General features: G+C 42.7%; 13 protein-coding genes and 6 tRNA genes. 9 read left to right on the top strand and 10 right to left on the bottom strand.

All coding sequences use genetic code 11. From position 1 onward, the window contains the following. Positions 1 to 63: 63 nt before the first annotated feature. From C9J40_RS20390 to C9J40_RS20360, 7 genes are all read right to left on the bottom strand, one after another. A complete protein-coding gene (locus C9J40_RS20390; protein WP_107247859.1) occupies positions 64 to 1,623 on the bottom strand; it encodes an ABC transporter substrate-binding protein in 1,560 nt (519 codons plus the stop codon). Positions 1,624 to 1,679: 56 nt separating this feature from the next. Beyond that, positions 1,680 to 3,398 (bottom strand): ABC transporter ATP-binding protein, encoded by a 1,719-nt coding sequence (locus C9J40_RS20385; RefSeq protein ID WP_107208556.1) that lies wholly within the window; start codon positions 3,396 to 3,398, stop codon positions 1,680 to 1,682. Positions 3,399 to 4,034: 636 nt separating this feature from the next. Further along, a tRNA-Pro gene (locus C9J40_RS20380) sits at positions 4,035 to 4,111 on the bottom strand. 53 nt (positions 4,112 to 4,164) lie between these two features. After that, a tRNA-His gene (locus C9J40_RS20375) sits at positions 4,165 to 4,240 on the bottom strand. A gap of 9 nt (positions 4,241 to 4,249) precedes the next feature. Next, positions 4,250 to 4,326, bottom strand: a tRNA-Pro gene (locus tag C9J40_RS20370). Positions 4,327 to 4,402: 76 nt separating this feature from the next. Then, positions 4,403 to 4,478 (bottom strand) — tRNA-His (locus tag C9J40_RS20365). Positions 4,479 to 4,513: 35 nt separating this feature from the next. After that, positions 4,514 to 4,590: transfer RNA gene (locus tag C9J40_RS20360), tRNA-Arg, on the bottom strand. A 278-nt stretch (positions 4,591 to 4,868) separates the two neighbouring features. Between C9J40_RS20360 and C9J40_RS20355 the strand changes: the two genes are divergently transcribed. Further along, positions 4,869 to 5,276 carry a cytochrome c5 family protein gene (locus C9J40_RS20355; RefSeq protein ID WP_107247858.1) on the top strand — a complete coding sequence of 136 codons (408 nt, stop codon included), beginning with the start codon at positions 4,869 to 4,871 and terminating at the stop codon, positions 5,274 to 5,276. Between the two features lie 92 nt (positions 5,277 to 5,368). Here the strand turns inward: C9J40_RS20355 and rep are convergent, their stop codons facing one another. After that, on the bottom strand, positions 5,369 to 7,384 hold the full coding sequence (rep, locus tag C9J40_RS20350; protein ID WP_107247857.1) for a DNA helicase Rep: 2,016 nt from the start codon (positions 7,382 to 7,384) through the stop codon (positions 5,369 to 5,371). A 310-nt stretch (positions 7,385 to 7,694) separates the two neighbouring features. Here rep and C9J40_RS20345 point away from each other — a divergent pair, with 310 nt between their 5' ends. From C9J40_RS20345 to C9J40_RS20320, 6 genes are all read left to right on the top strand, one after another. Continuing rightward, positions 7,695 to 8,843, top strand: coding sequence for an efflux RND transporter periplasmic adaptor subunit (locus C9J40_RS20345; protein WP_107208553.1), 1,149 nt, complete (start codon positions 7,695 to 7,697; stop codon positions 8,841 to 8,843). Positions 8,844 to 8,852: 9 nt separating this feature from the next. Further along, positions 8,853 to 11,984, top strand: coding sequence for an efflux RND transporter permease subunit (locus tag C9J40_RS20340; protein WP_107247856.1), 3,132 nt, complete (start codon positions 8,853 to 8,855; stop codon positions 11,982 to 11,984). Between the two features lie 205 nt (positions 11,985 to 12,189). Beyond that, a complete protein-coding gene (locus C9J40_RS20335; RefSeq protein WP_107208551.1) occupies positions 12,190 to 12,801 on the top strand; it encodes a TetR/AcrR family transcriptional regulator in 612 nt (203 codons plus the stop codon). A gap of 27 nt (positions 12,802 to 12,828) precedes the next feature. Continuing rightward, entirely contained in the window at positions 12,829 to 13,932 is a 1,104-nt protein-coding gene (locus C9J40_RS20330) for an efflux RND transporter periplasmic adaptor subunit (protein WP_107208550.1), read from the top strand. 16 nt (positions 13,933 to 13,948) lie between these two features. Further along, positions 13,949 to 17,026 (top strand): multidrug efflux RND transporter permease subunit, encoded by a 3,078-nt coding sequence (locus tag C9J40_RS20325; protein ID WP_107208549.1) that lies wholly within the window; start codon positions 13,949 to 13,951, stop codon positions 17,024 to 17,026. A 108-nt stretch (positions 17,027 to 17,134) separates the two neighbouring features. Then, positions 17,135 to 17,404 carry an accessory factor UbiK family protein gene (locus C9J40_RS20320; RefSeq protein ID WP_107208548.1) on the top strand — a complete coding sequence of 90 codons (270 nt, stop codon included), beginning with the start codon at positions 17,135 to 17,137 and terminating at the stop codon, positions 17,402 to 17,404. A 67-nt stretch (positions 17,405 to 17,471) separates the two neighbouring features. Here the strand turns inward: C9J40_RS20320 and ilvC are convergent, their stop codons facing one another. Beyond that, positions 17,472 to 18,956, bottom strand: a complete 1,485-nt coding sequence (gene ilvC / locus C9J40_RS20315; protein ID WP_005372215.1) for a ketol-acid reductoisomerase — start codon at positions 18,954 to 18,956, stop codon at positions 17,472 to 17,474. 80 nt (positions 18,957 to 19,036) lie between these two features. On the opposite strand from ilvC, the gene ilvY reads away from it, so the two are divergent. Together ilvY and C9J40_RS20305 are read left to right on the top strand one after the other, a co-directional pair. Next, positions 19,037 to 19,987, top strand: coding sequence for an HTH-type transcriptional activator IlvY (gene ilvY / locus C9J40_RS20310; protein ID WP_199187167.1), 951 nt, complete (start codon positions 19,037 to 19,039; stop codon positions 19,985 to 19,987). 37 nt (positions 19,988 to 20,024) lie between these two features. After that, positions 20,025 to 21,230 carry an NAD(P)-binding domain-containing protein gene (locus C9J40_RS20305; RefSeq protein WP_107208547.1) on the top strand — a complete coding sequence of 402 codons (1,206 nt, stop codon included), beginning with the start codon at positions 20,025 to 20,027 and terminating at the stop codon, positions 21,228 to 21,230. Between the two features lie 106 nt (positions 21,231 to 21,336). Here C9J40_RS20305 and C9J40_RS20300 read toward each other — a convergent pair. Next, positions 21,337 to 21,413: transfer RNA gene (locus C9J40_RS20300), tRNA-Trp, on the bottom strand. Positions 21,414 to 21,434 lie beyond the last annotated feature (21 nt).

Raw genomic sequence — 21,434 nt, 5'->3', positions numbered from 1 at the left:
CTCTTTCTTCCTGAAAAAGTGCCGGAGCAAGCTCCGGCACTGTCGCTTTCGCTATAACATTACTTACTTTTCATCGACCACAAGATCGCCAAAGTAAGGCTGTTCCATTGGGTTAACAATATCGGCCGCGTGTACATTTGAACGCGCGCCCCATGCAAGGCTCTGCCAATGCAGTGGGACAAACGCCGCTTCGTTGTACAACGTCGCTTCTACCTTCTGTAGCATGACTTTACGTTTGGCTTGATCGGTTTCTACGTTCGCCGCTTCAATCAACTTATCGACTTCAGGGTTAGAGTAAAAACCACAGTTGTACTGACCTTGACCTGTTTCTTCATTACGCGTCATGGTTAGGAACTCAGTCATGTTCGCTGAATCTTCAGTATCGGCATGCCAACCAATCATCATCATGTCTGCCGCACACTTATCAAACTCAGGCCAGTATTGCGCTTTTGGCATGGTCTTGAGATCGACTTTCACGCCAATTTTAGACAGCATCGCCGCTACCGCTTGCGCTACTTTTGCATCGTTCACATAACGGTTATTCGGTGCCATCATGGTTAATGTAAAGCCGTCGGCATAGCCTGCTTCTTTCATTAATTCTTTGGCTTTTTTCACATCGTAACGCGGTACTAAATCAGCATTGTAACCTTGGTAACCGGCAGGGCTCTGTTGACCTGCCGTAGTCGCAAAGCCTTTCATGATTTTCTTCACGATGCCTTCGTTGTTAATCGCATGTACGATCGCTTGGCGTACGCGTACATCTTTCAACGCTTCATTGCTGTTTTGGTTCATTTGGAACGTGATGATACGGGTACCCGGTAGTGTCACCAGATCAACATCTTTTGCTTCTTTCAAACGTTTATGATCATTAGGTGCAACGTGATCAATCATATCAACACCACCAGAAAGCAACGCTGCAAGACGTGTTGCATCTTCTTTGATAGGCAATAGTGTTAGCTTATCTACATTACCTTTTGACGCTTTATCCCAGTAATTTGCATTACGGGTAAATTCAACTTTTACCCCTTGCTCACGCTCTGTAACGATAAATGGACCGGTACCTGAAAGATTGGTAGAAGCAAATGAGTTACCGTGTTTCGCAATTTCCGCTTTATCTTTACCTTCAGCGGTTTTCCCTGTGTAGAACTTGCTGTCCATTGGGAAGATGTATGTCGCAGTTTGTAGTACCAGTGGATAGGTTCCTTTCGAGATCAACTCAACCGTGTAGTCATCCACTTTCTTCATTTCAGAATACGGGGCAAAGATCTTTTTAAAGTCTGCCGAATCTTGCAGGCGATTAAATGTCCATACCACATCGTCCGCCGTAAGTGGATTACCCGAATGGAATTTCACCCCTTGACGCAATTTGAAACGGAACGTGTGATCATCAACACGCTCCCAGCTTTCCGCTAGACGCGGCTCAAAATCCATATCTTGGGTAAAACGAACAAGAGGATCGAACACCATATGAGATAGCTGTAGCGTACCGCCTGATAACTGCTCATGCGGATCTAATGAAACAGGATCCGAAGCGTAACCCAGTTTGATTTCTGCAGCAGTAGCACTAAAACTTAACCCCGCGGCAATCAATGCTACGGCTAATTTGCTCTTGATGGTTTTCATTGCATAACTCCTTTATGCACGGGACCTCTCCCGCGAGTAATGTTTGTTGATGTGGACTAAGCGCGCTTTAATCCATTTTGACTAATCCCTTTAAATTCTGGCATTAGTGAAATTAAATGTTGGCTGTATTCATGTTGAGGATCGGTAAAAAGCTGTTCAGTTTTCGCCACTTCCAGCAAAGTACCTTTTTGCATCACCCCAATGCGATCACACATTTGACGGATCACGGGTAAGTCATGGCTGATAAACAGCATGGTTAAATTCAATTCGTCTTGCAGATCTTTAAGTAAATTCAAAATTTGTGCTTGAACAGACACATCCAGAGCTGATGTTGGCTCATCACAGATCAACAATCGTGGACGTGTTGCGAGAGCACGAGCAATAGAAATACGTTGACGTTGACCGCCTGAAAACTCGTGAGGATATTTCACCCCAGAGGCACGTCCTAATCCAACATGATCCAATAAATCATGCACAATTTGACGGGTTTGTGCTTCGTTCTCGGTTAATTTATGAAAACGGATAGGCTCTGCAATAATATCGAAAATACGCATCCGTGGATTCATCGAGGTATAGGGGTTTTGGAAGACCATCTGCATTTGACGACGGAAAGGACGACGGTCAGCTTCACTTTTCAGCGCCGTTAGATCCATTCCTTCAAATGTCACCCGACCTTCATTCGGCGGGTATAAACCAGCAATTACACGAGCAATGGTTGATTTACCAGAGCCAGATTCACCCACTAAGCCAAAGGTTTCACCTTCAAAGACTTGGAAACTGACATCATTATTGGCTTGAACATATTCCCGACGACTTTCAAAGAAAGAATCTTTGGTCACAAAGCGCAAACTCACGTTCTCTACATTCAACAATGGTCCTGAATAATCACGTTGCTCTTGGCGCTGCCCTAACCAATGATTTTTAACATCTAATGGCGGCGTTTCTTCTGCCGCTTCGATATAATTCACCAATGGAAAACGCTGTAATTTAATATCTGAACGTGGAACAGCTGAAATTAGGCTTTGAGTATATGGATGTTCTGGACGGTGTAAAACTTGCTCTGTGGTGCCGAGCTCGACTAAGTCACCGCGATACATTACTGCAACGCGATCAGTCACATTCGAGACAACGCCCATATCGTGAGTAACCAACATACAGCCGACGTTTTTCTCAACACACAACGCACGGATCAACGTCAAAATTTGATCTTGAATCGAAACATCTAACGCTGTTGTAGGCTCATCAGCAATGATTAAATCAGGCTCTCCTGCCAGCGCGATAGCAATCACGACACGTTGGCGCATACCGCCTGAAAACTGGTGAGGGTATTGCTTAATGCGCAATTCCGGTTGCGGAATACCCACCTGCTCCATTAACGTTAATGCACGTTTGTACGCTTCCTGCTGAGTGACTTGTAAATTGGTTACTATAGTTTCAGTGAGTTGTTGTTCAACCGTAAATAGCGGGTTTAGCGATGTCATTGGGTCTTGAAAAATAAACCCTATCTTAGCGCCACGTACCTGACGCATTTGCTCTGGCGTCAGCCCTGAAATTTTTGTCCCATCAAGATACACATCACCCTTAGCGATTTGTCCTGGTGGACTCAATAGATCAATCACCGCATTGCCGACGGTTGATTTACCCGCACCAGATTCACCCACTACGCCGACAATTTCACCGCGCTCAATAGAAAACGACAATGATTTCACCGCAGCATGCACCCCATGGCGGGATGGATATTCTATCCGAAGGTTTTTTACTTCTAATAAAGCCATGACCGACCTCAATTGCTTGGCAGATCCTGCCAATATAAAAACTTGAATCCTTTCCACACCAGAACATTCATCTATGGCATGTCGGCCTATCAATCTGTCAAATATTTTACACAAAAGCAACATTTCAAAGCAAAAAACTATAATAAATGTGAATTATCGAATAATTATTCACTTTTACTTATCGGCAAAACTATATCCACCTAAATATATTTTCAATGCAAAACACCCACAAAAACAGCGATATCATGCAAAATCATCAAAATAATCACTATTTCCTAAAAAAACAAAAGACAAGTTATGAATAATTTATCACTAACAACAACTACCACGATTTACATAATCACAACATCAACTGCTTTCATAAAAATACACAACAGTAACAACCAAAAATTTTAATTTACTAGATATATAAGTGGATAATTACAAATTTATTAAAATCTATCACCACATAAAATCAGATTGGCGACGAAGAAAACCTACGATTACGATACAGCTCCTTCATTAGGAACGATAAAAAGCGAAGCTCTAACATCAGGGAATCCTCCACCTCTCTGGCCCCAATCAACAACACTGAGCGACTTTTACTTTTCTATAGGCGAAAAAAAACCGCATCTTTCGATACGGTTTTCTTAATAGTGGTCGGTGAAGAGGGATTCGAACCCCCGACCCTCTGGTCCCAAACCAGATGCGCTACCAAACTGCGCTATTCACCGACAATGTTTTAGGCTTTTAATGCCAAGGCTTCTTAATAAGATAACCTAAATAATGGGGTGGCTAACGAGACTTGAACTCGCGACAACCGGAATCACAATCCGGGACTCTACCAACTGAGCTATAGCCACCATTATAAGTGGTCGGTGAAGAGGGATTCGAACCCCCGACCCTCTGGTCCCAAACCAGATGCGCTACCAAACTGCGCTATTCACCGACTTAATTCTGTGTGCTTGAATAAACAAGCGGGCTTTAAAAAAGCCAGAAAGCTGACGTATCAACTCTCTATAATATGGGGTGGCTAACGAGGCTTGAACTCGCGACAACCGGAATCACAATCCGGGACTCTACCAACTGAGCTATAGCCACCAATGTATTACCTTCCGCCAATACGACCATTTAAATGGTGCGCCCGAAAGGATTCGAACCTTCGGCCTTTGGCTCCGGAGGCCAACGCTCTATCCAGCTGAGCTACGGGCGCCTTGCCCTATCGACGGGGGTGAATATTACGGATCAGAACGCCTCTCGGCAAGTGTTTTTTTTTATTTTTCTTTCGCTCGCTGATTTTATGCTCAAATAACTATTGATTCGTATCATACAAATACAGCGCACAAGTTTGATCCTACAGCACAACCCGATATACTAACAAATATGCAACAATATAATCATTTAAAAACATTAACCGTTCAATTTCAACATTAGCTGCGCGTAAAGATAACAACAACTAAAAATACAATTGGGAAGTATAAGGTGAACGCCATGGATTTTTCTTTTCGACAATTTTTATTCGCTGCTGTAGTCGCATTCACCATTGCAGCTCCCACAGTTGCTGACGACATGACAGATGAAGCTATTGCTGAGCGCATTAAACCTGTAGGTTCATTACATCTTGAAGGTGAAGCCCCTATTGTAGAAGTCACAGTAGCTCCACGTAATGGTGATGCCGTTTATAATACTTTTTGTGCTTCTTGTCATACTTCTGGTGTCATGGGCGCGCCAAAGAAAGACGATGCGGGTGATTGGTCTGCTCGTATTGCCCAAGGTAAAGATGTGTTAGCCGATCATGCTATTAATGGCTTTAATGCTATGCCTGCAAAAGGGGCCTGTATGGATTGTAGTGATGAAGAAATTGTTGCCGCAATTAATTACATGATTGCTGGCTTATAATTTTTCTCAACCATAGATTTCTCAATCATAAATAAAGAGGGTGAGCATTATTAATGCTCACCCTCTTTTTATATGGCCGCTATTTTGTAGGGTTACTTTTTAAACATCGCGCGAATATTAGCAATATGCGCTTGCCCTTTGTTCATCCGCTCTTCAGCAGAAACAGGTTTGCGCTCACTTTCCCACTCCAAATCATCTTGTGGTAATTCGTACAAGAATCGACTTGGCTCAGGTTTGATTAGCTCGCCATACTGACGACGCTCTTTACATAAAGTAAAGGTTAGTTCGCGCTGTGCTCGCGTGATCCCAACATATGCAAGGCGACGTTCTTCATCAACGTTTTCTTCATCAATGCTGGTTTGGTGCGGCAAGATCCCCTCTTCTGTCCCCACTAAGAACACATAAGGAAACTCCAGCCCTTTAGAGGCGTGCAACGTCATAAGTTGTACTTGATCAGCATCGTCATCATCATCCCCTCGTTCCATCATGTCGCGTAGGGTTAAACGTTGCACCACTTCTTTTAAGGTTTTCTCTTCATTATCATAGTTATCACCTTCTAAATCAGCGGTGATCCAACTATATAAATCAGAGACGTTTTTCATTCGCATCTCAGCAGCTTTTGGGCTTGGTGAGGTTTCGTATAGCCAATCTTCGTAATGAATATCACGCACTAATTGACGCACAGCCGCCACCGTATCACCGCGTTCAGCATTATCTGCTAATTGATTAACCCAATGGGTAAAGCGTTGCAGTGATTCTAAACCTCGACCTGATAGGTGTTGCTCTAACCCCATCTCAAAACTCGCGGCAAACAAGCTTTTGCCACGCATGTTAGCGTATGTCCCAAGCTTCTCGAGTGTCACTGGGCCGATTTCTCGACGTGGTGTATTGACGATACGTAAAAATGCGTTGTCATCATCGAGGTTAGTCAGTAGGCGTAAGTACGCCATGATGTCTTTGATTTCAGAACGTGAGAAAAATGATGTGCCACCTGAAATTTTATAAGGAATACGGTTTTGCATCAGCGACTTTTCAAACAAGCGTGACTGATGGTTACCTCGATACAAGATCGCATAATCTTTATAAGCGGTGTTATTCATAAAGCGATGAGCAATGAGTTCACCAATCACTTTTTCTGCTTCATGCTCTTCATTTTTCGCTGTGATCACTTTAAGCATCGCGCCATCAGGGATCTCAGAGAAAAGGGCTTTTTCAAATAAGTGGGGGTTATTAGCGATCAAAATATTCGCTGTTCGCAAAATACGGCTGGTCGAACGGTAATTTTGCTCGAGTTTGATCACTTTTAAACTAGGGAAATCTTTATTCAGCAAGCCTAGATTTTCTGGCTGCGCTCCACGCCATGAGTAAATAGACTGATCGTCATCACCAACCACAGTAAAGCGCGCACGCTCACCTACCAATAGTTTTACAAATAAGTATTGGCTAGTATTGGTATCTTGATACTCATCCACCAGCAAGTAACGAATACGGTTCTGCCAATGTTTACGCACTTCGGCGTTATCTCGCAGCAACAAAACAGGCAGTAAAATCAAATCATCAAAATCTAATGCGTTATAGGCTTTCATTTGACGCTGGTACATTTCATAGCAATGTGCAAACAATTGATCGCGCTCACTACGGGCGTGTGCTGTCGCATCGGCTGGCGATAACATGTCATTTTTCCAATTAGAAATAGAGGACATTAATTGCTTTAATAAATCTTTATCGCCTTCAAGCTCATCTTCGGTGAGCTCTTTGAGAAGCGCCATTTGGTCTTGATCATCAAACAGTGAAAAACTGGCTTTTAAACCTAAATGCTTATATTCACGACGAATGATATTCAAACCTAAAGTATGAAAGGTAGAAACCATCAACCCTTTCGATTCTTGACGTCCCAATGTTTGCCCTACACGCTCTTTCATTTCACGTGCCGCTTTATTAGTAAAAGTCAACGCGGCAATATTGCGTGCTTTGTAATCACACTGCTGTACTAAATAAGCAATTTTATTAGTGATCACACGGGTTTTACCAGAGCCTGCACCAGCAAGTACTAAGCATGGCCCAGAAACGTATTTTACTGCTTCTGTTTGCCTTGGGTTCAGTTTCATTCGTTATCCTGACGCTCGTTTAAAAAGGTGCATATACATTCACTTTAAACTTGAGTTTTATTCATATGGCAAATACTAAAACTCAGACCAATCACAAAAAATCATACGTAATGATTAACAATCCCCTAAAGGTATAAATAGTAATTTCTACGTGACTCCATGGTAGAAACTCTATTTTATGCCAAAAATAACCGTTCTGTGTTTAAACGGTTATCATAGGTTACAAAATGGTAAATAGTGGTTACTCTATTGTAAATCCATATATTTGGATATTTACGCTCGGTTATATTGCTTAAAATTAGGAGATTTCATGCGGAAAATCGCAAAAATGGCCATGGTTGTCAGTATGGCACTATGGGTAACAGCTTGTGATCAGAATGCGGCAGAAAATACTGCGCAACAAGCAGCAAAAAGTATCCCCGTCGGTACTATTGCCATTACATCTCACCCACAAGAAATCCGCGTGGAATTACCCGGTCGAAGCAAAGCTTATTTAGAAGCAGAAGTTCGTCCTCAAGTTTCTGGCATTATCACAAACCGTGGTTTTACCGAAGGTAGTGATGTAAAGAAAGGCCAATCACTCTATAACATTGACTCTGCAACTTATAATGCCGCTTACTTAAGTGCTAAAGCAGAACTTGCCAAGGCACAAGCAACGTTAGAATCAGCAAAAGCATTAGCTATTCGTAGTAAAAAGCTAGTAGAACGCGGTGCTTTCAGCAAACAAACTAACGATGATAACCAAGCTGCCTATAAAGTTGCTATCGCAGGACTTGAAGTAGCAAAAGCAAACGTCAATACAGCCAAAATCAATTTGGATTATACCAAAGTTAAAGCCCCAATTTCAGGTCGTATTGGTCAATCTTCTGTAACTCCTGGCGCATTAGTTAATGCAGGGCAAGCTCAAGTACTTGCAACTATTCAGCAGTTAGATCCCATTAATGTCGATATTGCTCAATCTAGTGCGCAATTACTCCGTTTAAAAGCGGCATTAAAGCAAGGTGAACTCCAAGCTAGCCAGAATGCTGATGTTGAACTTATCCTAGAAGATGGTTCGGTTTATCCTCATCACGGCGTATTACAGTTTTCTGAAGTCAACGTTGATCCTAATACAGGCTCTGTCACATTACGCGCTGAATTCCCAAATCCAGACGGTATCTTACTTCCGGGTATGTATGTTCGCGCAGTGCTAAACACAGGTACCGATCCTAAAGCTATCATGGTTCCACAAAAAGCCGTTACCCGTAATAGTAAAGGCGAAGCAACGGTCATGGTTGTTAATGCCGAAAACAAAGTGGAATCTCGCCTTGTAACTACAGCACAAGTGATTGATAACCAATGGCGTATCACCAAAGGCTTAAAAGATGGTGACCAAGTCATTGTTGATGGCTTACAAAAAGTTCGCCCAGGTGCTTTGGTTCAACCGACCATAGCCGATAACACACAACCACAAAAGTAGAGATAAGATATGGCTCGTTTCTTTATCGATCGCCCTATTTTTGCTTGGGTGATCGCAATTATCGTGATGCTTGCGGGGGTACTGTCAATTCTCAAATTGCCAGTGTCGCAGTATCCGAGTATTGCACCACCTACGGTGGTGATCAGCGCTAACTACCCTGGCGCAAACGCAAAAACCATGGAAGATACCGTTACTCAGGTTATCGAACAACGTATGACAGGTATCGATAACCTGCGCTATTTATCCTCCACCAGTGATAGCTTTGGTAATACTCAAATTACCCTCACCTTTAATGCTGAAGCGGATCCTGATATCGCTCAGGTACAGGTGCAGAACAAACTGCAATCAGCCCTTCCTCTGTTACCAATGGAAGTGCAACAACAAGGTGTGAAGGTAAACAAAGCAAGCTCATCATTCTTGATGGTTGTTGGTTTCTATTCTGAAGATGGCTCAATGGATAAAAACGATATTTCGGACTATATCAGTTCGAATGTTGCCGATCCTATGAGTCGTGTTCCGGGTGTGGGTGAAATCACCACTTTCGGTGCACAATATGCGATGCGTATCTGGCTAGATCCTTTAAAACTGACCAAATATAACCTTACCAGTATTGATGTTATTTCGGCAATTAAAGAGCAGAATGCACAGATCTCGGCAGGTCAACTTGGTGCATCTCCTTCTCTGCCAGGCCAAGAGCTTAACGCGACAGTTTCCGCACAAAGCCGCTTACAAACACCAGAAGAATTTAAAAACATTATTGTTAAATCTGACTCTTCTGGCGCAACAGTCCACCTTAGTGATGTTGCACGAGTTGAATTAGGGGCTGAAAGTTATTCTGTTCAAGTACTTTACAACGGAAAACCTGCTAGTGGTTTAGGTATAAAACTCGCTACAGGGGCTAATGCACTTGCGACAGCAGAAGCGGTAAAAGCGAAAGTTGAAGAGCTAAAACCTTTCTTTCCTGAAGGTTTAACCGCGGTTTACCCGTACGATACTACGCCATTCGTTGAAAAATCGATTGAAGGGGTTGTTCATACACTGTTTGAGGCGGTGGCACTGGTGTTTATCATCATGTACCTGTTCTTACAGAACTTCCGTGCAACCTTGATCCCAACTATTGCGGTTCCGGTTGTACTATTAGGTACCTTTGCGGTGCTGTCTCTGGCGGGATACTCCATCAATACTTTAACCATGTTCGCGATGGTGCTTGCCATCGGCTTGCTGGTTGATGATGCTATCGTGGTGGTAGAAAACGTTGAACGTGTGATGCATGAAGAAGGCTTAAATGCCGTTGAAGCAACACGTAAGTCGATGGATCAGATCACGGGCGCACTGGTCGGTATTGCCTTAACCCTCTCTGCTGTATTTGTTCCTATGGCATTTATGTCAGGCTCAACAGGGGTTATTTACCGTCAGTTCTCAATAACCATTGTTACCGCCATGGCACTCTCAGTCTTGGTGGCCGTGATTTTGACCCCTGCCTTGTGTGCAACCATGCTAAAACCGGTAGAGCACGGAGAGAAGAAAGGCTTCTTTGGTTGGTTTAACCGCACCTTTGATAACTTAACCAAGCGCTATGAATCAAGTGTTGCGGCGATGATTAAGCGCTCTATTCGCGTGATGTTTATCTTCCTTGGCCTAACCGTTGCTGTCGGTTGGATCTTCATGCGTATGCCAACCTCGTTCTTACCTGATGAAGATCAGGGTATCTTGTTTAGTCAGGCTATCTTGCCGGTGAACTCTACCCAAGAGCAAACCCAAGAAGTGATGGATAAGGTCTCTGATTACTACCTAAATCAAGAAAAAGAGACTGTCGCTAGTGTATTAAGTATATCAGGCTTTAGTTTTGCTGGTAGTGGTCAAAATATGGGTATGGCCTTTGTTGGATTAAAAGATTGGTCTGATCGCCAATTGCCAGGGATGGATGTGAAATCTATCGTTAACCGTTCAATGGCCTATTTCCAGACAATAAAGAACGCAATGGTGTTCTCATTTGCACCACCTGCGGTCATTGAATTAGGTACAGCGAGTGGTTTTGACTTCTACCTCCAAGATAGAAGTGGTCAAGGACACGATAAACTGATCGCAGCGCGTAACCAGTTGTTAGGTCTAGCGGCACAAAACCCAAATCTTGTTGGGGTACGTCCTAACGGGCAAGAAGATGCACCGATGTACCAAATCAATATTGATCAAGCCAAAATTCGTGCTCTCGGTATTGATATTCAATCAGTAAATAAAGTATTAGGTACCGCTTGGGGTAGCTCATATGTGAATGACTTCATCGACCGTGGACGCGTGAAAAAAGTGTTCGTACAAGGTGATGCACAATATCGTATGAAACCAACGGATTTAGATACCTGGTATGTCCGTAACAACAAAGGTGAAATGGTACCATTCTCCGCATTTGCGACGGGCGAATGGAAATACGCATCACCTCGACTTGAGCGTTTCAATGCGACACCTGCGGTCAACATTCAAGGTAGCGTGGTCCCGGGTTACAGTACAGGTCAGGCAATGCTTGATATTGAAGAGATGGTAAAACAATTACCACCGGGCTTTGGTATCGAATGGAATGCTTTATCTTATGAAGAGCGACTATCAGGTAACCAAGCACCTATGCTGTATGCGTTATCTATCTTAGTTGTATTCTTAGTACTTGCAGCCTTGTATGAAAGCTGGTCTGTTCCTTTTGCCGTGGTATTAGTCGTGCCACTTGGGATCATCGGTGCACTACTGGCCATGAACGCTCGTGGTATGCCAAATGACGTGTTCTTCCAAGTAGGTCTATTAACCACAGTTGGCTTGGCAACTAAGAACGCCATCTTGATTGTCGAATTTGCTAAGGAGTACTACGAAAAAGGCGCTGGACTGGTTGAAGCAACACTCCACGCTGTTCGTGTACGTCTGCGCCCAATTATCATGACATCACTGGCATTTGGTCTCGGTGTTGTGCCATTGGCAATCAGTACTGGTGTAGGCTCTGGCGGTAAGAATGCGATTGGTACTGCAGTACTTGGCGGTATGTTAAGTTCGACATTCCTTGGGATTTTCTTTATTCCAATATTCTTTGTGGTGGTTGAGCGTATTTTCAGCCGCGGCAAAAAGAAAAATACCGACAATAAAGAGCAAGTAGCCGAGTAATACTTCCTCCGAAAAATAAATTAGCGCATGCCTTTGGGTGTGCGTTTTTTTACCTCTAACTTCCTCTAATAGCAACACCTATAACATCTAACAAATAAGTTCAAAGCCACCATTCGCCTAGCATATAACTTAAACTGAATAATCAATGAATATTGTGCAAAAGCCATATTAAAAACTTGCGTATCAAGGGTGACTATCTACAATAATGAACGAGCGTTCATTCATTGCACCCCCAAATATGATTACCACTATGAATGAGAAAAAAGTACGTATATTGGCAGCGACAGAAAAGCTACTTGCTGAATTTGGTTTTCACGGCCTTTCAATGCAAATGGTGGCTAAAGAAGCCAATGTTGCAGCAGGAACTATTTATCGTTACTTCAACGATAAAGACGACTTACTCAACCAATTACATGATCATATTTTAAGTTATATCGCCGCTCAAATTAGTAATAATGTTGTCGATACCATGCCAATTAAGCAGCGTTATCGCACCATGTGGCTTAATTTATGGCATATGACACTAAATGGTGATGCCCCATTGATCATTCGGGGTCAGTTCCAAAATCTGCCTTGTCGCAGTAGACAAGAGCAGAAGCACTTAAGCCAAAAATTATTTTCTTCCGTAGCAACTATGTTTAATGAAGGAAAAACCTGCGGCTTATTTAAAAATATTGATAACGAGGTTCTGAGTGTTTTGAGCCTTGAGACGAGTTGTAACCTAGCTCGACGTCAAATCAATGGTGGTTTACAGATCAACGATGACGAACTTGAAGCAGTAATCAATGCTTCGTGGGACGCCATCATTCTGCATTAATAGCGTAAAACCGGAGCAAACTTTACAATGAAAAAATGGATAGTCGTGTTACTTCTTGTCCTCCTGTTATTCGGGAGCGTCATTGGTTTCAACTTGTTCAAACAGAAAAAAATCGCGGAGTACATGGCAAATATGCCAGAGCCCAATTATCCAGTTACGGCGATGACAACAAAAGGAGAGAACTGGTATCCAGCCATTCAAGCGATTGGTTTTATTGAACCAGTACAAGGTGTAACATTAACTTCTGAAGCCTCAGGTGTGATCAGCAAAATTGCATTTGAATCAGGTCAGCATGTTAAAGCCGGTCAAGAGTTAGTATCAATTAACTCTAATGTAGAAGTCTCTAGCCTAGAAAGTACTAAAGCGAAATTACCGGCAGTAGAGGCTACCTACAAGCGCTACCAAGATCTATATCGTAAAGGCTCGGTATCTAAATCAAACCTTGATGAAGCAAAAGCTAATTACCTTGCACTTGTCTCACAGATCAAATCGTTAGAAGAATCAATCCAACGCCGTGATATCGTGGCACCCTTTACTGGTGAAGTTGGCTTACGTAATGTTTACTTAGGTCAGTACATTCAACCGGGTACGCAAATTGTTCGCCTTGAAGATACCCGTACCATGCGTTTTCGCTTTACGGTTCCTCAAACAGATATTTCTAAGATCAAAATTGGTCAAGAAGTAGATATCAATGTCGATGCTTACCAAGATATTAACTTCAAGGGTCAAATCACAGCGATTGAGCCGGCAGTAAATGCCCAGACAGGTCTAATCCAAGTTCAAGCAGATATTCCAAACAGTGGCGGTAAATTACGTAGCGGTATGTTTGCTCGTGCACGCGTGATCTTACCAACCATTCCCGATCAAATTATCGTCCCACAAACTGCGATTACTTACACCTTATACGGTGACACGGTATACGTACTAAAAGAACAAGACGGTAAATTACGTGCAATTCAAACAGTGATAACCACAGGTCAAAATCATGGTAATCAAGTGCGAATCCTTTCTGGTATTAAAGCTGGCGAGCAAATTGTTACTACAGGTCAAATCCGTTTAAGTAATAAGACGCTAGTACATATCGTTGAAAATGATGCACTTAAAGCTCCAGCCGTAACCCCACTGTTGTAATTGGAGAACACTCAGTATGCGCTTTACTGATATATTTATCAGACGCCCAGTCCTCGCAATTTCGATCAGTTTAATGATCGCATTGCTCGGATTTCAGGCGATTTTCAAAATGCAGGTTCGACAGTATCCAGAAATGACCAACACCGTAGTAACCGTAAGCACAGCTTACTACGGTGCAAGTGCCGATCTGATGCAGGGCTTTATTACTCAGCCCTTAGAACAAGCCATTGCCCAAGCCGATAATATTGACTACATCACCGCCCAAAGTACCTTGGGGATGTCGACAATTACGGTACAAATGAAACTGAATACCAACCCCAATGCAGCCTTGGCTGACATTTTGGCGAAGGTAAACTCAGTACGTTCACAACTACCTACAGAAACCCAAGATCCAACGATCACCTTATCAACAGGTGGTGATACCGGTGTGCTTTACTTAGGTTTCACCAGTAAGAGCTTAAACTCGAGTCAAATCACTGACTACATTGAGCGAGTGGTTAAACCACAGTTATTTACCGTTAACGGTGTGTCTAAAGTCGATATGTACGGTGGTGTTCCTTACGCCTTACGTGTTTGGTTAGATCCACAAAAGATGGCGGCATTTAACCTATCAGCTGCCGATGTTATTCAAGTACTCAAAGCCAATAACTACCAATCTGCTGTTGGTCAGGTTAATAACGACTTTGTACTTTATAACGGCAGCGCTAACACGCAATCAAATAGTCCTGAAACACTAGAAAAGTTAGTTGTTACTAGTAAAGATGGTCAAGTCACTCGCTTAGGTGACATTGCTAAAGTAACGTTATCAAGAAGCAGTGACAGCTACCGTGCGACAGCAAATGGTCAAGAAGCCGTAGTCGCCGCTATCCAAGCAGCGCCGAGTGCAAACCCAATTGATATTGCATCCGATGTGCTAAAACTACTGCCAACCATTGAACGTAATATGCCAAGCACCATCAAAATGACGGTGATGTACGATTCAACGATTGCGATTAACGACTCGATTCATGAGGTCATTAAAACCATCCTTGAAGCAGCCGTGATTGTATTAGTGGTGATAGCCCTATTTATCGGTTCACTACGCTCGGTACTGATCCCAATCATCACGATCCCGCTATCACTTGTTGGTGTCGCCCTCGTGATGCAAATGTTTGGTTTTTCTTGGAACCTCATGACACTACTGGCCATGGTACTCGCCATCGGACTGGTGGTGGATGACGCCATCGTTGTTCTTGAAAACGTTGAGCGTCACATGAAAATGGGACAAAGCCCTTTCCGTGCTGCCATTATTGGTACCCGTGAAATTGCCGTTCCGGTTATTTCGATGACTATCGCCCTAGGCGCGGTATACGCACCTATCGCATTAATGGGTGGCTTAACAGGCTCGCTGTTTAAAGAGTTTGCATTAACACTCGCGGGCGCCGTATTTATTTCAGGGATCATCGCACTAACATTATCGCCGGTAATGTGTGCCCACTTCCTGAAAGAAAACGCAGCGCCAAATAAATTTGAACAAACAGTGCATCGCTTCCTTGATCGCCTCACCCTACGCTATGAAAAAATGCTAGGTGGCATCATGAAGATGCGTTCAGTCGTGATTGTATTTGCAATTTGTGCATTTGCGAGCTTACCGTTCTTATTCAAGTTCATTCCAAGTGAACTGGCACCAGCTGAAGATAATGGTGTGGTGGTATTCCAAGGTAATGCGCCATCAAACGCAAACTTGGATTACATTGAAGACACCATGAACCAAGTTAACAAGGTGCTAACCGATCAAAAGAGCGTAGAGTATGCACAGGTATTCTCCGGTATCCCTGCATCTAACCAAGCCTTTGGTCTAGCGACCTTGAAACCTTGGAGTCAGCGTGATCAGAGCCAAGCCGAAGTGGCAAATGAGGTTGCTAAGAAAATCAAAGACATTCCTCAAATGTCAGTGGCTGCGTTCCAAATGCCAAGCTTGCCTGGTGCTGGCGGTGGTTTCCCTGTGCAGTTCGTGATCACCACGCCGAATAACTTTAAAAGTTTGTTCCAAGTGGCATCTGATATGCTGACTAAGGTGAAAGACAACCCGATGTTCGTCTACTCAGATCTTAACTTGAAGTACGACTCGGCAGATATGAAAATCAATATCAACAAAGACAAAGCAGGCGCTTATGGTGTGACGATGCAATCAATCGGTAACACATTAAGTACCATGTTAGCCGGTGGTGATATTAACCGTGTTGATATCTTAGGTCGTTCATACAAGGTGATCCCACAGGTTGAGCGTAAGAATCGTTTCAATCCAAATGATTTAAACAACTATTATGTGAAAACCAATACTGGTGATCTGATCCCACTAGGTAGCTTAGTAACCATCACGGTGAAATCAACCCCACCAACGTTACCAAGCTTTAACCAGCAAAACGCAGCAACCATCAGTGGCGTATTAGCCCCTGGCACATCCATTGGTGAAGCGGTAAGTTGGTTAAATACCGAAGCAGCAAAAGTTCTCCCTAAAGGTTATAGCTACAACTACCTTGGTGAGAGCCGTCAGTACGTAACAGAAGGTAATGCACTATACGCAACCTTCGGTTTAGCATTGGCTGTTATCTTCCTAGTACTTGCGATTCAATTTGAATCACTTCGCGATCCGCTGGTTATTCTTGTGTCAGTTCCACTTGCTATTTGTGGTGCGTTAATCGCACTGGCATGGGGAGCGACGACCTTGAATATCTACTCACAAATCGGTTTGATAACCTTGATAGGTTTGATAACCAAACACGGCATCTTGATCTGTGAAGTAGCAAAAGAAGAACAGTTATACCATGGTAAGAATCGCTTAGAAGCGGTCATGGAAGCCGCGAAGATACGTCTTCGTCCAATCCTAATGACCACATGTGCGATGATTGCAGGCTTGGTTCCACTACTTTACGCATCAGGCGCAGGTGCAGCCTCTCGCTTTAGTATTGGTATCGTTATCGTGGCAGGTCTTTCTATCGGTACATTGTTTACCTTGTTTGTTCTGCCAGTTATCTATACATTCCTCGCAAGCGAACACAAACCGCTACCTGTATTCGTTGAAGATGACGATGCAACAGATAGCCATTTCTAAGTAATAAATAAATGAAAAAGGGCGCTGGAACTTCCGCGCCCTTTTATTTTAGCTAGTACGACGATTACAATAGAAGAATAACGATTCTCGCAACGGAGTAAGCGAATCATGTTTGATCCAAAGAAGCTTGAGCAAGTAGCTAAGCAAATTCAAGACGCAATGCCACAGCCAGTAAAAGAGCTCGGCAATGACGTTGAGCAAAAAGTACGACAAGTGATCCAAGCGCAATTGGGTAAATTAGATGTCGTGAACCGTGAAGAATTTGATGTGCAAACTCAGGTTCTCCTTCGTACTCGACAGAAGCTTAATGAACTTGAGCAAAAAATGGCAGAGCTTGAAGCAAAACTTGATGCTGAAGCGAAAAGCGATAACGCTTAATTTGAAAATTCCGACATTAAAAAGCCCGGTATAAACCGGGCTTTTTTCTATTTAATCAACGCTAAAATTAACCGCCAACAGCAATTTGCTTCATGTCTTTCATGTAACCACGTAGCTCTTTACCAATCACTTCTACTGGGTGATTACGCAGCGCTTCATTCACTTCAATTAACTTCTGGTTATCAGCAAAGTTAGATGTCTCACCTAGTCCTTTACCAATCACATCCGTCGCTACTTTTGGCATGAACTGCTCACGAAGTAGAGGTGTTGCCACATTTGCAAATAGGTAGTTACCGTATTCTGCGGTATCAGAGATCACTACGTTCATTTCATATAAACGCTTACGTGCAATAGTATTTGCGATAAGTGGTAGTTCGTGTAGCGACTCGTAGTATGCTGACTCATCAATGATGCCTGATGCCGTCATTGCTTCAAATGCCAGCTCAACACCTGCACGTACCATAGCAACCATCAAGATGCCGTTATCAAAGTACTCTTGCTCACTGATTTGAATATCAGAAGATGGGTAGTTTTCAAATTGCGTTTCAGCGGTCTCACCACGCCAGCCAAGAAGATCAGCATCATCGTTCGCCCAGTCAGCCATCATAGTGCTAGAGAAGTGACCAGAGATAATGTCATCCATGTGCTTGTTGTAAAGTGGACGCATCAGATCTTTTAGCTCTTCCGATAGGTCAAACGCTTTTACTTTAGCTGGGTTTGATAGACGATCCATCATATGAGATACACCACCAAACTTCAGTGCTTCAGTGATCGTTTCCCAACCGTACTGCAGAAGCTTACCTGCGTATTCTGGTGCGATGCCATCAGCAATCATCTTCTCGTAACAAACAATAGAGCCTGCTTGTAGCATGCCACACAGGATCGTCTGCTCTCCCATTAGATCAGATTTTACTTCAGCGACAAATGATGACTCAAGTACGCCCGCACGGTGACCACCTGTTGCTGCCGCCCATGCTTTAGCAATCTCAAGACCATCACCTTGTGGGTCATTTTCTGGGTGAACAGCAATCAGTGTTGGCACACCGAAACCACGCTTATATTCTTCTCGAACTTCTGTACCTGGACACTTAGGTGCAACCATAACAACGGTTAAGTCTTTACGAATTTGCATGCCCTCTTCAACGATGTTGAAACCGTGTGAGTAACCAAGAGATGCACCTTGCTTCATTAATGGCATAACCGTTTCAACCACATTCGTGTGCTGCTTATCAGGTGTTAGGTTTACCACTAAATCAGCTTGTGGGATCAGTTGCTCGTAGCTACCTACTTCAAACCCATTTTCTTTTGCATTCTTAAATGATTGACGTTGCTCATCAATCGCCGCTTGGCGTAGCGCATAAGAGACATCTAGACCTGAGTCACGCATGTTTAGGCCTTGGTTTAGACCTTGCGCACCACAACCAACAATCACCACTTTCTTACCTTTAAGGTAATCAGCTTCTGTTGCGAATTCCGCACGATCCATAAAACGACAACGACCTAGTTGATCTAACTGCTGACGTAGGTTCAGGGTATTAAAATAATTAGCCATAACAACAAACTCCGTGAAAAAATAAATCCTTTAGTCGACATATTATTGTCGAATAACCTGATAGTAGATCAGGTAATTTGTTGCGCAAAGTGCTATATTCACAACAACTAATTGCAAATTGTGCAACATGGATGATGAATATTAAAAATCTGCAACTATTTATTCACCTTTGTGAGTCCCATAACTTTAGCCAAACAGCACAAGCCATGCATATCAGCCCTTCGGCATTAAGTCGCGTTATTCAGCGTCTCGAAGAGGAGTTAAGCCAAACCTTATTTATGCGTGATAATCGCAGTGTTGAATTAACGCTAGCTGGAAAGAAATTGCTTCCCGTCGCATCTTTAATTGTGAGTAATTGGTTCGAATTAAAAAGTGAATTACAGGAAGATCATTCTCAGCTACAAGGGAAATTAACCCTCTTCTGTTCGGTGACGGCAAGCTATAGCCACCTTCCTAATATCTTAAATAAGTTTCGCGTCATTTATCCCCATATCGAAATTCAACTTCAAACAGGGGATCCTGCCCTCGCAATAGAGAAAGTCCTATCCGGTGATGTCGACATCGCTATTGCTGCTAAACCAGACACCCTACCGTCTAAATTAACTTACATCGAAGTTGATCAAATCCAGATGTCGTTGATTGGGCCATTAATCTCATCACCCACATTACAAAAAAGCTTAACTTATGATCCAGATTGGAAATCTTTATCTTTTATACTGCCAGAATCTGGACCTGCGCGAACCCGTGCTGATAAATGGTTCAAGAAAAAGAAAATAACACCCTCTATTTATGCCCAAATATCAGGCCATGAAGCCATTGTTAGTATGGTTGCGCTTGGCTGTGGTGTAGGCATAGCGCCCGATGTTGTTATTAACAACAGTCCTGTTAGTGATAAAGTACAACGGTTTAACACAGAATCAATAGAGCCGATGAGTTTAGGTTTATGTTGTAAACAGTCCCGTGAGCAAGAGCCTCTATTGCATGCTTTACTACAGCTTTTTAATGATAGCTATGTAGATAACTTACTTTAGCTCGTTTTATTAGTGCATTTTTCAAGGAACAACAGTAGTGCCTAGTCCAATATTAACGCATTCATATTGTGCTGATTTTTATGCTGATCATGGTTATCAATTTCTAAAAAAACTCTCACAAGAATATGTTCTCCCTAATAATCTTGTGATTTTTTCTGTCATGCATTGCTATGAAGGCTCTTTACCCTATATTAACGTTCTTGCCGAGCTCGCAGACAAACTTATATTCATTCCCAAAGATGCCACTGTAGGCGCAAACCCAGAACTTCTCGCAACGATAAAGAAAATCCCACGTTGTCATGTTGTTTCGACTCACAATAATAAAGCTCATTTAAAAAATATTGAGTATTGTGAGATGTTTATCCGCCAACATATTACTCCTGACACTCCTTTCCTTATTCTTGATCACGGTGGATATTTCTCGTCCTCTATTACACATATTTGCGACACCTTCAAAGAACAATGCATAGGTATTACTGAGTTAACCGCGAATGGCTTACAAAAATATCTTAATAAATCAATTTCAAAGCCTCTTGTTACGGTTTCCCATCTGAGTATCAAAGCGCCAGCAGATTTTGAAGCTTCTGAATGTATTGTTCACTATTCCGATCAAATATTACGAGAAGAATTTGGCCTTAAAATTAATAATTCAGGCTTTCTAAAAACTGGCGTAATCGGAGCGGGAAACCTTGGCCGCGGTGTGATAAAACATCTCAGATCAAAAGGTATTACCAATATTCATGTTACTGATATCGACCCAAGAAGATTAACTCAGTTTCCTCGTGACGGCATTCAAGCTTGCTCAATCAAATATTTAGTCGAACATTGTAATATGTTGTTTTGTTGCACAGGCAATCAATCAATTACACCTGAGATGATTGATGCACTTTCACAACCAATGTTTATCAGCACAGTTACCTCTGCTGATGATGAACTTCATTTGCCTGATTTATTACAACAAGGTGTACTCACCGAAGTGAAAACCAATAATTTAACCAAAGAATATAAAACACGTCATGGGTACAGCGTGTATCTCTTTGCGGGGGGGGAATCAGCAAATACGCCTTTTAAAACAGGGATGGGCGATCCAACTCTGTATTTATTTGAAGCGGCTCATATGCTTGCAGGATTAAAGCTCATTAAAGATGCCACGCAATTTAAACCAGGTATTCAATCATTATGTGAAGATGACGAAATAATGATAGCTGAACGTTGGCTACGTCACTTTTATCACTATCAATGATCATCATATTAAGCCTCACTTTATCGTGGGGCTTTCTTTATGTGGGAATTTACAATCATACAGACGTAAAAAAGCCTCGTCATTTCTGACGAGGCTTTCTTGAAGATGGCAGGGGTGGAGAGATTCGAACTCCCAACACGCGGATTTGGAATCCGCTGCTCTGCCAATTGGAGCTACACCCCTGTAGTTATTTTAAAGACTTAA

It is taken from the genome of Photobacterium sp. GB-72 (assembly GCF_003026095.1).
GTDB lineage: Bacteria > Pseudomonadota > Gammaproteobacteria > Enterobacterales > Vibrionaceae > Photobacterium.
Note: the sequence above shows the minus strand (reverse complement) of the source record. Positions and strands in the feature narration are given on the sequence as shown.

What these genes read in the sequence shown, in the direction of transcription:
- C9J40_RS20345 (WP_107208553.1), top strand. Translation starts at nt 7,695, where the DNA reads ATGCGGAAAATCGCAAAAATGGCCATGGTTGTCAGTATGGCACTATGG.
- C9J40_RS20320 (WP_107208548.1), top strand. Translation starts at nt 17,135, where the DNA reads ATGTTTGATCCAAAGAAGCTTGAGCAAGTAGCTAAGCAAATTCAAGAC.
- C9J40_RS20330 (WP_107208550.1), top strand. Translation starts at nt 12,829, where the DNA reads ATGAAAAAATGGATAGTCGTGTTACTTCTTGTCCTCCTGTTATTCGGG.
- C9J40_RS20355 (WP_107247858.1), top strand. Translation starts at nt 4,869, where the DNA reads ATGGATTTTTCTTTTCGACAATTTTTATTCGCTGCTGTAGTCGCATTC.
- rep (WP_107247857.1), bottom strand. Translation starts at nt 7,384, where the DNA reads ATGAAACTGAACCCAAGGCAAACAGAAGCAGTAAAATACGTTTCTGGG.
- C9J40_RS20385 (WP_107208556.1), bottom strand. Translation starts at nt 3,398, where the DNA reads ATGGCTTTATTAGAAGTAAAAAACCTTCGGATAGAATATCCATCCCGC.
- C9J40_RS20390 (WP_107247859.1), bottom strand. Translation starts at nt 1,623, where the DNA reads ATGAAAACCATCAAGAGCAAATTAGCCGTAGCATTGATTGCCGCGGGG.
- C9J40_RS20335 (WP_107208551.1), top strand. Translation starts at nt 12,190, where the DNA reads ATGAACGAGCGTTCATTCATTGCACCCCCAAATATGATTACCACTATG.
- ilvC (WP_005372215.1), bottom strand. Translation starts at nt 18,956, where the DNA reads ATGGCTAATTATTTTAATACCCTGAACCTACGTCAGCAGTTAGATCAA.
- C9J40_RS20325 (WP_107208549.1), top strand. Translation starts at nt 13,949, where the DNA reads ATGCGCTTTACTGATATATTTATCAGACGCCCAGTCCTCGCAATTTCG.
- C9J40_RS20340 (WP_107247856.1), top strand. Translation starts at nt 8,853, where the DNA reads ATGGCTCGTTTCTTTATCGATCGCCCTATTTTTGCTTGGGTGATCGCA.